Here is a 15,003-nt window from a genome sequence, read left to right as displayed (position 1 = left end):
AAAACCCCTCAAGTCGCGCCCTGTCGGATCGAACAGCCGGGCACACGAAAACAGTCGCTGCGCAGCTCGATTTGGCGGCGACAGGAGGGCAGCTGGCAGCTGGTTTTCCATCAAGGAACGCCGGCCGCCACGTGAGGAAGAAGGAGGCACGTAGAAACGAGTGCTGCCGGGTTTTATGACGATTGTTCCGGCTAAGGTCTGCAACTACGCTTTCCGCCGCGCCATGTAGGCATTCATGTACAGCTTTTCCCGATCCACATGGTAATCGAGGTATTTGCCCGGGTTGGTTGTGAGCCCGATCAATTCATTTTCCGCAAGCATGAAGTCGTACTGCTTCATCTGATCGTCCAAATATTCCTGCAAAAAATTGAGCGGATGCGGGTCTGGATAGAGGCGAGGCACATTCGCAAGCGACTTGGCCCCGTGCGAATAATACATATAGTTGCCCAAAATGAGCGCGTTTGCTGTGAGATAGTGCTGCAGCCGCTCCAACGGATACGTATGGTGGAACAAAGAAAAATCATTGAACGAGATCGTATCGAGGAACAAATCGACACAGTTGTAGCGAATCGGCAGCATCATGTCGCTGTTGACGATGTAGAGCGCCTGCAAGCCGGGATTGCTCTGCTCGATTTTGCTTTTCAGCTTCGTCATCATCGTCACGCCGTTTCCTGCAAAAATATAGCGGGTATCCGCCGGCATGGAAGCAAAATATTTCGGCGGTAACACGTACACGTCCACATTGGTTTCCAGCACGACGCGATTCGCCGGCCGATCCTGCATTAGCCTGCGGTAAATCCACAGGCTGCCTTTTTCCCACAAGCTCACCAGGCTCGGGTCCAGATCTTCCAACGTGTTTTGATCGTACAAATAATACTGGAGCTTGGACGGGTCGAGCGAGGGAGAGGTGGTGATCACGATTCCTTCGCGGATTTCGGCCTGATAGCCACAAGGGCAATCCAACTCGGCGTGAAGCACGTACTGGTTTTGAATATAGGCATCTCGCAAATTCAACGATTTTTGGCAATGCGGGCAGGCGAGCAGCGGAATGAACGCAAGCGGCACGCCTGTGCGGTTTTCGCTCGGGGAGAGCGGGCCGACCGCCTCAATCTTTTTCGCCAGCATATCGATGGAATGGTCGAGCTGGTCGCGCTCTTCCTGCAGCTGTCGCTGCTTCTCTTGCAACAGTGTGACATAAAAATGCAGGTCTTCAATATCGGAAAACTGGGTAATGCGGCGAAGTGACAACACTTTATGAATCTCCTGCAGCGTGAACCGCAGCTTTTTAAGCTCGATGATCATTTGCATGTCTTCCAGGCAGTTTTGGTCAAACTGGAGCTGACTCTCTTTTTTGTTCGGAATTAAGAGACCGAGATCGACATAATACCGTACCGTATCGATCGAGATGTCAAAGTGCTTGGCAAAGGCACCAATTTTCACGTGAATTCCTCCAATCCCTTGTCCTTTCTATTGTATCGAAAACATAGAGCCTACTCCATGTTTTTTTGGATATTGGCTGAATTTTCGTATTGATATCAAGACGGCTTGAGCATGTACATTATTGTGTAATCAACATGCGGGGGAAACGTTTGCACGTGATGCAGCATTTGTGTAAACGGTTTTTACGTGTGGTTGGAAAGCAAGAACGTGGCAAGGGAGGGGTTTTTGGCGTAGAGGGAGTTGTAAGGGTTGCCAATGGAAACGATGCTTGATACAGCCAAACCAACCGTCAGAAGGAGTTGTTTCGATGCAGAATCAATCCTCACTTAAACGTACACTGACGCTTACTCCCGTTGTTTTGTTTGGGTTAGCGTACATGGCACCGATGACTGTATTCACAACCTATGGGGTTGCTACCCAGATTTCGCAAGGGATGCTGCCGCTCGCGTATTTGCTCGCGCTGGTGGCAATGATCTTCACCGCTTACAGCTATGGCCGCATGGTGAAGGCTTACCCGGTTGCCGGCTCGGCGTATACGTACACGCAAAAATCGATGAGCCCGCACGCAGGTTTTCTGGTCGGGTGGGCCGTGCTGATGGACTACTTGTTTTTGCCGATGATCAACTATTTGGTCGCAGGCATTTATTTGGCCGAAGCGTTTCCGTCTGTTCCCCAGGGTGTCTGGGTCGTGCTGTTCATCGTTGTCATCACGCTGATCAATATTTTGGGTATCAAGCTGACGACCAATATCAATACGTTATTGATCGTTTTTCAAACCATCGTCATCATTCTTTTCATGGCATTTTCCATCAAGGGCATCATGAATGGCATGGGAACCGGCACATTGCTTTCGATCAATCCGTTTGTGAACGGGTCGGTGCCGCTGTCGGCGGTCATCGCGGGCTCATCGATTCTTTGCCTGTCCTTTTTGGGCTTTGATGCCGTCTCGACGCTATCGGAGGAAACAATCAATTCGGAGAAAACCATCCCGAAAGCAATTTTGCTGGTGACGCTGATTGGCGGCGCGTTGTTCATCATCGTGTCGTACGTCGCGCATATGGTGTACCCTGACTTCAATTCCTTCAAAAACCCTGATTCCGCCGCGTCGGAAATCGCCGAATTCATTGGCGGCGCGCTGTTTGGTTCCATCTTTATCGCCGGGATGCTCACCGCCTGCTTCGCGTCGGGCTTATCCGCGCATGCGAGCGTATCCCGCCTGCTGTTTGCGATGGGGCGCGACGGCGTGATCTCCAAAAGGCTGTTCGGCTATATCCACCCGAAATTCAAAACACCTGTATTCAACATCATCTTGGTGGGCGCGTTCGCTCTCGTCGGACTATTCGTCGATCTGGTTACGGCAACCTCGTTCATCAATTTCGGCGCTTTGGTGGCGTTCACGTTTGTCAATCTGTCCGTAATTGCGCATTATTATATCCGACACAAAAAACGGGCAGGGACCGATATGCTGAAATATTTGATCTGCCCGCTGATCGGAGCCGGCTTTAACTTGTGGCTGTGGACCAATCTTGATTCGCATTCCTTTATGCTGGGCTGCATCTGGATTGTCATCGGCATCGTTTACCTCGCGTTTTTGACGAAACTGTTTACCAAACGGCCGCCAGAGATGAATTTCGACGAAAGCGAGTACCAAGCCTAACGAAAGAGGAGTGAAAAGCCATGTCAGAACAACACACAGCATATGCAGATTATGTACTAGCAAGCAACGCAATCTTTACTGGATTGGATGATCAACCGAAAGCGGGCGCAGTGGCGGTCAAGGGAAACCGCATCCTTGCCGTGGGGGACGCAAGCGAGATCGCAGCCTACGTCGGACCTGATACGAAGCAGTACCAGTACGGTGACCAACTGATCATGGCCGGCTTCCACGATTTCCACATCCATCTGTTGCTCGGCAGCTTGCAGCAACAGTGCGTGCATTTGCTCAGCGCCAAATCCGAGGAAGAGGCGGCGCTGATGGTGAAGGAATACGGCGACAAAAACCCGGATGACCCGTGGATCATCGGCTTCAGCTGGTACCACCTGTTCTGGGAGAACAAGCAGCTGCCGCATCGCTCCACACTTGACAAATACTTTCCTGACCGCCCGGTATTTTTGTTCAATGCGGAATGCCACGGCGCATGGCTCAATTCCAAAGCGTTGGAACTCGCGGGGATTACCCGGGATACACCGAATCCGCCATCCGGTGAAATCGCGCGCGATGAAAACGGAGAGCCGACCGGCTTCCTGTACGAAACTGCGATGGCGTTGGCGAAACAAGCATTCAACTTCCCGCGCGATCGCAGAATCAAGCTCTTGCAAGGCTTCCTGGATCATGCGGCCAAACTCGGCGTGACGTCTGTTGCCGACATGTTCCCATTGGTGACGATGGAATTGGGCGACCTGGAAATGTACCGCGAGTTCGATGAGACCGACCGTCTGACGACCCGCATTCACTTCCTGGTGGAATTGAACGAAGACCTTTCCTATCCGAAACGTTTGCGTGACGAATACAAATCGGAAAAGCTGCAATTCTCCGGTCTGAAAAACTTCCTGGATGGCGTGCCCGCAACCTACACGGCATACATGCTGGAGCCGTATTCCGATAAAGCGGATACGGTAGGGTACACGCTGATGCCGCCGGAGATGATCGAGGAGTGGACGGTGAACGCTGACCGTGAAGGCTTCCGCATTCGTTACCATGCGTGCGGCGATGCGGCTGTTCGCCTGGGGCTCGATTGCTTTGAAGCGGCGCAAAAGGCGAATGGCGTGCGCGATTCCCGCCACACGATCGAACACGTCGAGGTGATTCATCCAAGCGATATCGAGCGGTTCGCCAAGCTCGGCGTCATTGCGTCGATGCAGCCTGAACACATCGCCGCTGCGGAGAAATACGAGGAGAACGCGTACCGCAGCCGGTTTGGCAGCGAGCGCATTCCGTACACTTGGCCGATCAACTCCTTGCTAAAATCCGGCGCAAAGCTGGCGCTCGGCAGCGACTTCCCTGTAGTGGGTCTGGAGCCGATGACCGAACTGTACCGCGCCGTTACACGCCTGCATAATGACGGGCAGCCGGTAGGGGGATGGAATCCGCAGGAGCGCATTACGCTTGCGGAAGCGCTGCGCGGCTACACGATCGGCTCGGCATACGCCAACTTCCGCGAAGCGGAGCTTGGGACGCTGGAGGCTGGCAAACTTGCGGATATCATCGTGCTTGACCGCAACCTGTTTGCGATTGATCCGGAAGAATACCGCGCGACAGAGGTGAGCCTGACGATGATGGATGGCAAGATCGTATACGAAAAATAAGTCAAAAAAAGGATTAGGCGCGGATGCCCTAATCCTTTTTGCTTACAGATAACGTTTGACCCCGTAGAACGGGTAAATTTTGTGCATGTAGACTTCTTTTTCGAGACGCACGTCATCGCCATTCGCATGGACGATCATACCATCTCCCAAATAAATCGCGACGTGCGAGACTTTTCCCTTATGTAAGGAATCATAGAAAAGCAAATCGCCCGGTTGTGCCTGTTCAAATGGGACTTCCGTACCGCCTTGGAACTGTTCGTCGGACGTACGGGCCAGCTTCACGCCGAACTGTTGGAACACGTAAGAGGTGAAGCCGCTGCAATCGAATCCGTCCGGTGTCGTTCCACCCAGCACATAGCGGGTTTTCATCAGCGGGGCGATGATTTCCTGCAGCTTGTCGACATCCATTTTGCTTGGCGTGGCACCAGCTGTTTCCCCGGAAGCCGATTTTTGGGAAAGAAATTGCGTTGCGACAAAGCCTTCGATGTCTTTGTACGAAATCCGCGTCCATTCCTGACCATAGTCGAGAATGTGGACGGTTGTTCCGAAAGAAAGCTTGTCCACGATTTTGCTGTCGATATCCGGAGCGGAGCGGACATTCAAAATGTCAGCGTTGACCTTCATCTGCTTTGGCGGCTTTGGCTGGTCAGCATCTGGTTTGGCTGGTTTTGTTGGCTGATCGGCAGCAACGTCGGCAGGTTGTGTATCCTGACCGGCAGCAGGCTGCCCGCCAATCGCAGGCTTGTTGCCGACTTCCAACGTCTGGCCGATTTGCAGGTTGTCAGAGTTCAAGCGATTTGTGCGCATCAATTCATCAGTAGTCGTTTGGTATTTTTTTGCAATCTGGAACAAAGAGTCTCCCTTGACAACGGTGTACGTGGATGCTGAGGCGGGAGTAACCGGCAAAAGCAGCACGAGTGTTGTCAGAGAGAGTAAGGTTGTTTTCCGATTGATCATTTGCGCCTCCTTCTCTCGAAATCGATCATTTCATAGAAAATTTTACCGCAACTTGACGATTGAATCTATCTTCTCGTGCAAAAATAGGAAAAATTTCATATGTTCGCATCGTCAAAGTTCGTAGATTCCCAAGTTTGGTCAGCGCGATTCTCGCAAAAATACGCTATAATGTCTGGAAATGGTAAAAAATTTGCTGATTAGTGAGGGTGAATATGCAAAGTATCCTGTATACCCACATTCAAGCCATCCTGGATGCTTCTCATGATGGAATCATCGCTGTCGACAAGAACGCAAATATTGTGTTGGTGAACAAAATCGCGATTGAGATTCTCGGTTTGCCAGATCGAATCGTCGGCGAAAAGATTTCGAAATATATCCCCAATTCCGACATGTTGCGAATTCTCTCAACCGGAAAGCGCGAAATCGGGGATATCGCCACCGTCTTGAATCAACAAATCATCATCAACCGGCTGCCGATTATCGTCGAAGGGGAAATCATCGGCGCCATCTCCACCTTTAAAGAGATCACGGACATTCAAAAAATCGAAATGCGCATCCGCAAAAAATTTCTCGAAAGCGGGCTGGAAGCGAAATACCGGCTGGAGGACATCGCAGGCGACTCGCCGGTCTTCACGGAGATCAAGGAGCTGGCGCGCAGCTTTGCGCAAACGGATGCGACCGTGCTGATTCTGGGCGAATCGGGGACGGGAAAGGAGCTGTTCGCGCAAGGCATCCATTTGCAGAGCCAGCGGGTCAACGGGCCGTTTGTGGCGGTCAACTGTGCGGCGCTGCCAGGCAATCTTCTGGAAAGCGAGCTGTTCGGTTACGAAGACGGCGCGTTCACGGGTGCACGCAAGGGAGGGAAGCAGGGCCTGTTTGAACTCGCCCATGGCGGGACGATCTTCCTCGATGAGATCGGAGAGATGTCGCTGCCGATCCAGGCGCTGCTCCTGCGTGTCCTGCAGGAAAAAAAGGTACGCCGGATCGGCGGGGAACGAATCTTTCCCGTGGATGTGCGCGTGCTGGCAGCGACCAACCGCAATCTGGAGGAGCTGATCGAGGAGAAGCTGTTCCGGTCGGACTTGTATTACCGGCTGAACGTGCTGACGCTGGAAATACCGCCGCTGCGCGAGCGCCTTGCCGACATACCCGCCCTTTGCACCAGCATCATCCATGAGTTCAACGATAAAACAAACAAGAAAGTGACGGGTGTCGATGCACAAATCTATGAATTGTTCCAGCAGTACCATTGGCCAGGAAACGTCCGCGAGCTGCGCAATGTGATCGAGCGGATGGTCCTGCTGGCCCAGGACAAAACACTTGGCATCGCAGACGCCCAATTTTTCAAACGGAAAGCGGAAGCGACAAAATTGCGCGCGGCCATGCAGCGGCAGAAAAACGCGGAGCAGACCGAAGAAGAAATGATTGCCTCTACGCTGGAACGTGTGCACGGAAATAAAACCGAGGCGGCCCGATTGCTAGGGATCGACCGGACAACCTTGTGGCGCAAATTAAAACGGATGTAGAAAAGCAGCGTTTGTTTTCAATCGGAAGTGAATGTTGCAATCGCGTTGTGAAAGTTGCGGAGATGTTGCGCAAGTTGCAACAGAGAACGTCGTGTTGCGGTCATGTTGCAATGGTGTTGCACAATTGCTGCAAATCGTCCAGGATATGCACGGAAGATGGAAGCGCTTGCAAATGAACACAAGATAAAACGGGCGAAATCACCGCTTTTCGATCAAAGTAATAAGAATTTTCCAAATTGGCATCCTTCTTGCAATTTAAAACGGGCAACACCAGCCAAAAAGGGGATAGTCACATGAAACGATACGAGGTAGCGGTCATTGCAGGAGATGGAATCGGACCGGAAGTGATGGCTGAAGGTTTGTCCATCTTGCAAACGGTGGAAAAACTGCATGGCGGTCTCTCCTTTGCCACTCGCTCGTATGAGTGGAACTGCAGCTATTATTTACAGCACGGGCGAATGATGCCGGCTGATGGACTCGAACAGCTCCGCGATCATGACGTGATTTTGCTGGGCGCAATCGGTGCTCCAACCGTTCCCGACCATGTGTCGGTTTGGGAGCTGATCCTGCCGATTCGCCGGGCATTCCAGCAATATGTGAATCTCCGTCCCGCCAAGTTGCTAAAAGGGTTGGACAGTCCGCTTCGCTACAAAGGGCATGAGGAGCTTGATTTCGTCATCGTCCGGGAAAATACAGAGGGCGAATATTCCAATATGGGCGGCAGGTTGCACAGCGGCACGCCGTACGAGCTGGCGGTCCAAAACAATGTGTTTACCCGCTTCGGCATCGAACGGATCGTGCGCTATGCGATGGGGTTGGCGGAATCGATGGGCCGCAAACGCGTGACGGCTGCTACAAAATCCAATGGAATCAACTACTCCATGCCGTTTTGGGATGAAGTGGTGCGGGATGTGCACAAGGAATATCCCGAGGTTGACCTGTCGCTTTGTCATATTGACGCGCTGGCCGCTTATTTTATTAGTAGACCTGAGAGTTTCGACGTTGTTGTCGCCAGCAACCTGTTCGGCGATATTTTGACGGATCTCGGCGCAGCGATCGTCGGCGGCTTGGGGCTCGCGCCATCCGGCAACATCAACCCGGAGCGGGAGTATCCGTCGATGTTCGAGCCGATTCACGGCTCCGCTCCTGACATCGCAGGCAAAAACATCGCCAATCCGATCGCGACGATTTGGAGCATCAGCATGATGATGAACCATCTCGGCTACCGTGATCTGGGCAAGCTGATTCTCGATGCCATCGAGGACGTGCTGGTGGAAGGAAAGGTTCGCACCCCTGATATAGGCGGGAAGGCGACGACACAGGAGCTTGGCAACGCGATCAATGAAAAATTACTGGCACATGCCTAATTTATAGGAGGGGATTCGCATGGATTCACATACAAACGCTGCTGTCAAAACGTATGGCCTGTACTTGGGCGGCGAATGGATTACGACTGCCGATACCATCCCGGTGACACACAAATATACCGGTGACGTGATCGCACATATATCCCGCGCGGGGCAAAAGCATGTCACCGATGCGGTCACGTTGGCGGAGAAGACTTTCAAAACGTCGAAGCTGACCCCGTTTGACCGATACAGCATTTTATTGAAAGCTGCTGTCATCACGGAAATCCGGCGCGAGGAGCTGGAGCTGTCGCTCGCCCGTGAAGTCGGCAAAACGCTGAAGGATGCGAAAGGCGAAATCGATCGTGTGATCAATACGCTGCGTCTATCCGCAGAGGAAGCAAAACGGATCAGCGGAGAAATGGTGCCGCTGCACGCGACGCCCGGATCGGAGAACAGGCTCGGCTTTGCGATCCGCGTGCCAAAAGGCGTCATTGGCGCGATCACACCGTTTAACTATCCGCTGCTGTTGAGCACGCACAAAGTCGCGCCAGCCATCGCGGCGGGCAACACCGTCGTGCTGAAGCCGGCTACCTCGACGCCGATTTCCTCGTTCCAGCTGGTAGAGATTTTGGAAGAGGCGGGTCTGCCGAAAGGGCATATTAACATCGTGACAGGTGCTGGCAGCGAGGTAGGCGATTGGATGCTCGCGGATGAGCGGATCGCCATGTACACGTTCACCGGCTCCGCAGAGGTCGGCAAGCGGATCAAGGAGCGCAGCGGCTTGCGTCCCGTTTCGCTCGAACTTGGGAATAATTCGCCGAATATCGTCCACAACGACGCGGATTTGGAGCAAGCCGCCAAAATCATTTCGACCCGCAGCTTCCATAATGCCGGTCAAGCGTGCATCGCGGTTCAGCGGATTTTGGTACAGGAAGACGTTGTGGCGGAATTTACTGAAAAGTATTTAGATTTTGTCAATAATCTCGTCATCGGCGATCCGGAAGACCCGTCGACCGATGTGGGCCCGATGATCAACGAACGGGAAGCGATCCGCACCGAGCAATGGATAGAGGAAGCGGTCGCACAGGGAGCGAAAATTTTATGTGGCGGAAAACGCGCAGGGGCGGTAATATATCCTACTGTACTGTCCGAAACGACGCCCGAGATGAAAGTGAACTGCATGGAAGTGTTTGCGCCGGTGGTCACGATCATTCCCTACAAAACGATTGACGAGGCGTTCGACATTTCCAATCGCTCCAGCTACGGCCTGCAAGCCGGGATTTTCACCACCAATCTGCAGATCGCTTTCCAGGCGGCGCGCACACTCGAATACGGCGGCGTCATCATCAATGACGTGTCGACCTATCGCAACGATGTGATGCCGTATGGCGGTGTGAAAAACAGCGGGCTTGGCAAGGAAGGCCCGCGCTATGCCATCGAGGAAATGACCGAGCTGCGCATGGTCGTCGTAAATCTGTAGAGACGGGAGAGGACGTACAAATGCTCTTGCAAGACAAAGTTGCGATCATAACCGGCGGAGGCTCAGGAATGGGCAAAGCCATGTGCCAGTTGTTTTCACGTCAAGGAGCGAAGGTGGTTGTCGCCGATCTGAATGCCGAGGCGGCGGAAGCGACCCGCCAGGAGCTGCCGGGCGATGCGCTCGCGGTTGCCGTAAACGTTGCGGATGAAGCGATGGTGCGCCATCTGGTAGAGGAGACGGTCCGCGTGTTCGGCCGCGTCGATATATTGGCGAACAATGCAGGCGTGCCGATGTCTTTTTTGCCCATTGAGGAATTGACGGTTGAGAGATGGGATACGATCATGAATGTAAACACCAAGTCCATTTTCCTGACCAGCAAATATGTGGTGCCGATCATGAAACAACAGGGCGGCGGCGTCATTCTCAACACCGCGTCGATCGCGTCCATTCGCGCGCGCCCAGGGTTGCATGCGTACTGCGCGTCCAAAGGCGCTGCCGTCATCTTGAGCAAGGCGCTGGCGATTGAGCTTGCCCCATACAAAATTCGCGTCAATGCGATCAATCCGGGTCCTGCCGATACGCCGATGTTAAGCAAGTTCATGAATGGCGATCAGGCGGACATCGAACGGGATACGAAGGAAATCTTTATCGATAGCGTGCCGCTGGGCAGCTTGATTTCGCCTGAAGACATCGCCAATGCCGCTCTCTACCTGGCGAGCGATATGGGAAAAATGGTCACAGGTGAAGTTTTGAATGTTGATGGAGGACGGGGGATTTAATATGACACAAACACCGCTCATTCGGGTCGAAGGTGTCTCCTTTGGCTATACGGTGAATCAGTCGACAACCATTCCTGTGTTGAAGGATGTTTCCTTTCAGGTGAACCCGGGTGAATACCTGGCGATCATCGGACATAACGGATCGGGCAAATCGACGCTTTCCAAGCATTTAAACGGCATTTTGACACCGCAGAGCGGGGATGTTTGGGTCGGGGAGTACAATACGCGAGATCGCGCGCAGCGCAAGGCGATCCGCCAAAAGGTCGGGATGGTATTCCAGCATCCCGACAACCAGATCGTCGGGACGATCGTGGAAGATGATGTGGCGTTCGGCCTTGAAAACATCGGCGTTCCTGCGGAAGAGATGAAAGAGCGGATCGATTACGCACTCCACGCGGTCGGGATGGAAAAGTTCCGCAAACGGCCGCCACACCATCTCTCCGGCGGCCAGAAGCAGCGTATCGCCATCGCGGGCATCATCGCGATGATGCCGCAGGTGCTGGTGCTTGACGAAGCGACGAGCATGCTCGATACGTACGGGCGCCATGACATTTTGGCGGTCGTCGATTCGCTTCATGAAAAAGGCATGGCGATCGTCACCGTCACCCATCATATGACAGAGGTGACGAAAGCAGACCGCGTCATCGTGATGGAAAAAGGGGAAATTGTGATGGAAGGCACGCCGCGGGACGTGTTCCTGCGGCAAAAAGAGCTGGGGGAGCTGCACCTCGACGTGCCGGATGCAAGCAAAATCGCTGCGCTGATCAACCAATCGTACCCGGCTTTCGCACCGAATGTCATTACGAAGCGCGAGCTGATCGATGAAGTGAAGCGCGTCGGGACAGGGGTGGTTCATTCATGAGCGCGATTCTTTCGGTAAAAAACCTGACCCATATTTATATGAAGGGAACGCCGCTTGAGCATCAGGCACTGTTCGGCGTCGATGTCGAGGTGAATGAGGGCGAGTGCGTCGCGATCATCGGTCATACCGGCTGCGGGAAATCCACGTTGATTCAGCATTTTAACGGGCTGCAGCTGCCGCAGGGCGGGAGCGTCGTCATCGATGGGGTGGATTTGTCCAAGCCGAAACTTGATGTCAAAAGTCTCCGGCGCAAAGTCGGGCTTGTTTTCCAAAATCCGGAGGACCAGATTTTTGAAAAAATCATCGGGGATGATATCGCCTACGGTCCCTTGAAGATGGGACTGCCGATGAAGGAAGTCGTCTCCCGCGTACGGTGGGCGATGGATATGGTCGGGCTTGATTTTGATGAAATGAAAGACCGCGCCACGTTTGCATTAAGCGGCGGCCAAAAGCGAAAAGTAGCGTTAGCCGGCATTTTGGCGCTCAAACCAAAAATCATCGTGTTGGATGAGCCTACCGCAGGGCTTGACCCGTATTCGCGCAACGAGCTGTTGGCGCGGATCAAGCGGCTGAACAAGGAAGAAAAGGTGACGGTCATTTTCGTCTCTCACAATATGGAGGAAGTCGCGTTCATGGCGGATCGGGTTTACGTCATGGCGGGCGGAAAAGTCGTGCACAGCGGCACACCGCGAGAAATTTTCAGCAACAAAGCATTGATGCGCGAACACCATATCGGCATGCCCGAGTCCGTGGAGATTTTGCATGAGCTGCAGGACCAAGGCTATGCGGTAGATACGGGCGCGTTCGAAGCGCATGAGGCTGCGCGCGAAATATTATCGATCTTACCATCGGCGAAGGGGTGAGGCAGATGTCGGCAGAATTCGAATTGACACGCAACATTACGATCGGCCAGTACATCCCGACCGGGTCGTTCATCCATCGTCTCGACCCGCGCTTCAAGCTGGCCGCGTTTACCATCCTGATCATCGCGATCGCCATTTGCGAAACGTATGTGGGCAATCTGTTGGCGCTTGCGTTTTGCGCATATTTGTTTTATGCGTCCAAGATTCCGATCAGCTATGGCTTGTCCGGGTTGAAACCGGCTGTTCCGTTCATCATCATCCTGGCGATCATGCAGCTATTGTTCATGGGGGAAGCGGTTACAGCCAACAAAATATTTTTTCAATACGGCATCATCAAAATTTCCGATACAAGCATTCGGCTCGTCATTGTTTCCACCATGCGCTTTGTTGAAGTGATTTTCTTGTCCAGCGTGCTGACGCTCAGTACCTCCACGACCGAAATTACGCACGGGATGGAACGCCTCTTGGGACCGTTGGAAAAAATCAAATTTCCGGTTCACGCGTTCTCGCTTGTCATTACGATCGCGATCCGCTTCGTTCCAACCTTTGCGATGGAAATGGAAAAGCTGATGAAGGCGCAAGCGTCGCGCGGGGCTGACTTTGGCACAGGCCAGTGGTGGCAAATCGTCAAGCGCACGAAGGATACGTTTCCGATCATCATTCCGCTGTTTAACGTGGCGCTCGCCCGCGCGGAAGATCTTGTCCTTGCGATGGAAGCACGATGCTACGTGCCTGGCGAAAACCGTACCAAATATGTTCGGTACAAAGCGAATGCGACAGACGTCTTGGTTCTGCTCGCAAGCATGGTAATCGCGGCTGTATTGCTTTGGTATCCTTATCCGTTTTAAGCGGGATACTGAAGTATACACATAAAAAATAACAAGGAGGAGTCAAGATGGAAAAAGGCTTAACCGTACGTAAAATTGTGATCGCGGGCGTGCTCGGCGCGATTGCGATCTTGCTCGGCGTCACCCGCCTCGGCTACATCCCGGTGCCGACTGCAGCGGGCAATGCGACCATCATGCATATTCCAGCTGTCATCGGTGGGATTATGGAAGGCCCGTTGGTCGGTTTGTTGATTGGACTTATTTTTGGTGTATCTTCTTTCTTCAACGCAACGGTGCCTTTGTTCAAAGACCCGCTGGTGGCTATTTTACCGCGCCTGTTCATCGGTGTTGTGGCATTTCTCGTATATGTTGGCTTGCGCAGAGTCAATCAGTATGTGGCGATTGGGGTAGCCGGATTCCTTGGTTCGATGACCAATACCATTCTCGTGTTGGGGATGGCTGTTGCGCGCGGCTATATGCCGGCTGACGTCGCGATTGGCGTCGCTGTTGCCAACGGTCTGCCGGAAGCGGTCGTCGGCGTCATCGTAACGCTCGCGGTTGTGGCAGCGTGGATGAAAATCGGTTCCGGGCGCAAACGCTCGAAAATTTCGGGTGACATGTAATGACGCTTACCGGAACAATCGTTGATGTAAAAGGCATCAAAGTAGGACAGGTGCAGAACGTGGAAGCGCTGACGGGCTGCACCGTCCTTCTCATGGAGGAGGGAGCCGTGTGCGGGGTTGACGTGCGCGGCTCGGCCCCCGGGACAAGGGAGACGGATTTGCTCGATCCGAGCAACCTGGTCGAGCAGGTACATGCGATCGTCTTGACAGGCGGCAGCGCGTTTGGCCTCGATTCCGCTTCCGGGGTCATGAAGTATTTGGAAGAGCGCGGCATCGGTCTGGATACCGGCTTTGCCACAGTGCCGATCGTACCGGCAGCCTGTCTGTTCGATTTGCCGCTCGGCGACCCGAAAGTGCGACCGGATCAGGAGATGGGCTACCTGGCAGCCTCGATTGCATCGGTGGACAAGGTCGAGCAAGGAAATGTCGGCGCGGGAACCGGTGCATCGGTGGGGAAAATGTGCGGCTTTGCCCATGCGATGAAAGGCGGGCTCGGCTCGGTTGCGCGCGTTTATCCGAATGGATTGGTCATCGGGGCGATCGTTGCGGTGAACGCAGTAGGCGAGGTGCGCGATATGCATACCGGCGAGGTGCTGGCAGGAGCGCTCGATGAAAGCGGTAAGTTTCGCAATATTCTAACGTCTGTGATGGGAGACGGCTTCACACCGATCCCGAGCGGCACGAATACGACGATCGGCGTGGTTGCGAGCAATGCCAGGCTGACCAAGGCCCAAGCGAAAAAAGTCGCGCAAATGAGCCATAACGGGCTTGCCCGCACGATTTATCCGGTGCATACGATGTACGATGGCGATACGATCTTTGCCGTTGGCACCGGCGAAATCGAGGCGAGCGTCGATTTGATCGGAACGCTTTCGGCAGATGTGCTCGCCGAGGCCGTGATGGAAGCGATCAAGCATGCGGAAGGTGCAGGCGGACTGCCGTCCTATCGCGACCGAAAACAAGCATAGAACCAGTGAGAAGGGGAGAGGCA

Annotated in this window: 13 protein-coding genes; 11 read left to right on the top strand and 2 right to left on the bottom strand. The window is 53.5% G+C overall.

What is annotated here, in order from left to right; genetic code table 11:
- Positions 1-204 precede the first annotated feature (204 nt).
- On the bottom strand, positions 205-1,440 hold the full coding sequence (locus ACTID9_RS15375; protein WP_441065277.1) for a MerR family transcriptional regulator: 1,236 nt from the start codon (positions 1,438-1,440) through the stop codon (positions 205-207).
- A gap of 307 nt (positions 1,441-1,747) precedes the next feature.
- On the opposite strand from ACTID9_RS15375, the gene ACTID9_RS15370 reads away from it, so the two are divergent.
- Positions 1,748-3,097 carry an APC family permease gene (locus tag ACTID9_RS15370; protein WP_441065275.1) on the top strand — a complete coding sequence of 450 codons (1,350 nt, stop codon included), beginning with the start codon at positions 1,748-1,750 and terminating at the stop codon, positions 3,095-3,097.
- A 20-nt stretch (positions 3,098-3,117) separates the two neighbouring features.
- Complete coding sequence (locus tag ACTID9_RS15365; RefSeq protein ID WP_441065273.1) at positions 3,118-4,746, top strand: amidohydrolase; 1,629 nt, start codon at positions 3,118-3,120, stop codon at positions 4,744-4,746.
- Positions 4,747-4,788: 42 nt separating this feature from the next.
- Here the strand turns inward: ACTID9_RS15365 and ACTID9_RS15360 are convergent, their stop codons facing one another.
- Positions 4,789-5,703, bottom strand: a complete 915-nt coding sequence (locus ACTID9_RS15360) for an NlpC/P60 family protein (protein WP_441065271.1) — start codon at positions 5,701-5,703, stop codon at positions 4,789-4,791.
- A 212-nt stretch (positions 5,704-5,915) separates the two neighbouring features.
- Here ACTID9_RS15360 and ACTID9_RS15355 point away from each other — a divergent pair, with 212 nt between their 5' ends.
- The 9 genes from ACTID9_RS15355 to ACTID9_RS15315 all read left to right on the top strand — a co-directional run bounded on the left by ACTID9_RS15355 (position 5,916) and on the right by ACTID9_RS15315 (position 14,980).
- Positions 5,916-7,229, top strand: coding sequence for a sigma-54 interaction domain-containing protein (locus ACTID9_RS15355; protein ID WP_441065269.1), 1,314 nt, complete (start codon positions 5,916-5,918; stop codon positions 7,227-7,229).
- Between the two features lie 293 nt (positions 7,230-7,522).
- On the top strand, positions 7,523-8,596 hold the full coding sequence (locus tag ACTID9_RS15350) for a tartrate dehydrogenase (RefSeq protein ID WP_441065267.1): 1,074 nt from the start codon (positions 7,523-7,525) through the stop codon (positions 8,594-8,596).
- 19 nt (positions 8,597-8,615) lie between these two features.
- Positions 8,616-10,058, top strand: coding sequence for an aldehyde dehydrogenase family protein (locus ACTID9_RS15345; RefSeq protein WP_441065265.1), 1,443 nt, complete (start codon positions 8,616-8,618; stop codon positions 10,056-10,058).
- A 20-nt stretch (positions 10,059-10,078) separates the two neighbouring features.
- Positions 10,079-10,837, top strand: coding sequence for an SDR family oxidoreductase (locus ACTID9_RS15340; RefSeq protein WP_441065263.1), 759 nt, complete (start codon positions 10,079-10,081; stop codon positions 10,835-10,837).
- A gap of 1 nt (position 10,838) precedes the next feature.
- Positions 10,839-11,699, top strand: coding sequence for an energy-coupling factor transporter ATPase (locus ACTID9_RS15335; protein ID WP_441065261.1), 861 nt, complete (start codon positions 10,839-10,841; stop codon positions 11,697-11,699).
- Positions 11,696-12,562: an energy-coupling factor transporter ATPase gene (locus ACTID9_RS15330; protein WP_441065259.1), complete on the top strand. Its 867-nt coding sequence runs from the start codon at positions 11,696-11,698 to the stop codon at positions 12,560-12,562. Before ACTID9_RS15335 ends, ACTID9_RS15330 begins: the two co-directional genes overlap by 4 nt.
- 5 nt (positions 12,563-12,567) lie before the next feature.
- Positions 12,568-13,410: an energy-coupling factor transporter transmembrane component T family protein gene (locus ACTID9_RS15325; protein ID WP_441065257.1), complete on the top strand. Its 843-nt coding sequence runs from the start codon at positions 12,568-12,570 to the stop codon at positions 13,408-13,410.
- 47 nt (positions 13,411-13,457) lie between these two features.
- A complete protein-coding gene (locus ACTID9_RS15320) occupies positions 13,458-14,012 on the top strand; it encodes an ECF transporter S component (protein WP_441065255.1) in 555 nt (184 codons plus the stop codon).
- Positions 14,012-14,980 carry a P1 family peptidase gene (locus ACTID9_RS15315; RefSeq protein ID WP_441065253.1) on the top strand — a complete coding sequence of 323 codons (969 nt, stop codon included), beginning with the start codon at positions 14,012-14,014 and terminating at the stop codon, positions 14,978-14,980. The genes ACTID9_RS15320 and ACTID9_RS15315 overlap by 1 nt, the downstream gene beginning before the upstream one ends.
- The last annotated feature ends 23 nt before the right edge of the window (positions 14,981-15,003 follow it).

The organism is Brevibacillus fluminis, from assembly GCF_052072235.1.
Taxonomy (GTDB): domain Bacteria; phylum Bacillota; class Bacilli; order Brevibacillales; family Brevibacillaceae; genus Brevibacillus_D; species Brevibacillus_D fluminis_A.
This window is presented reverse-complemented; position numbering and strand designations above follow the sequence as displayed.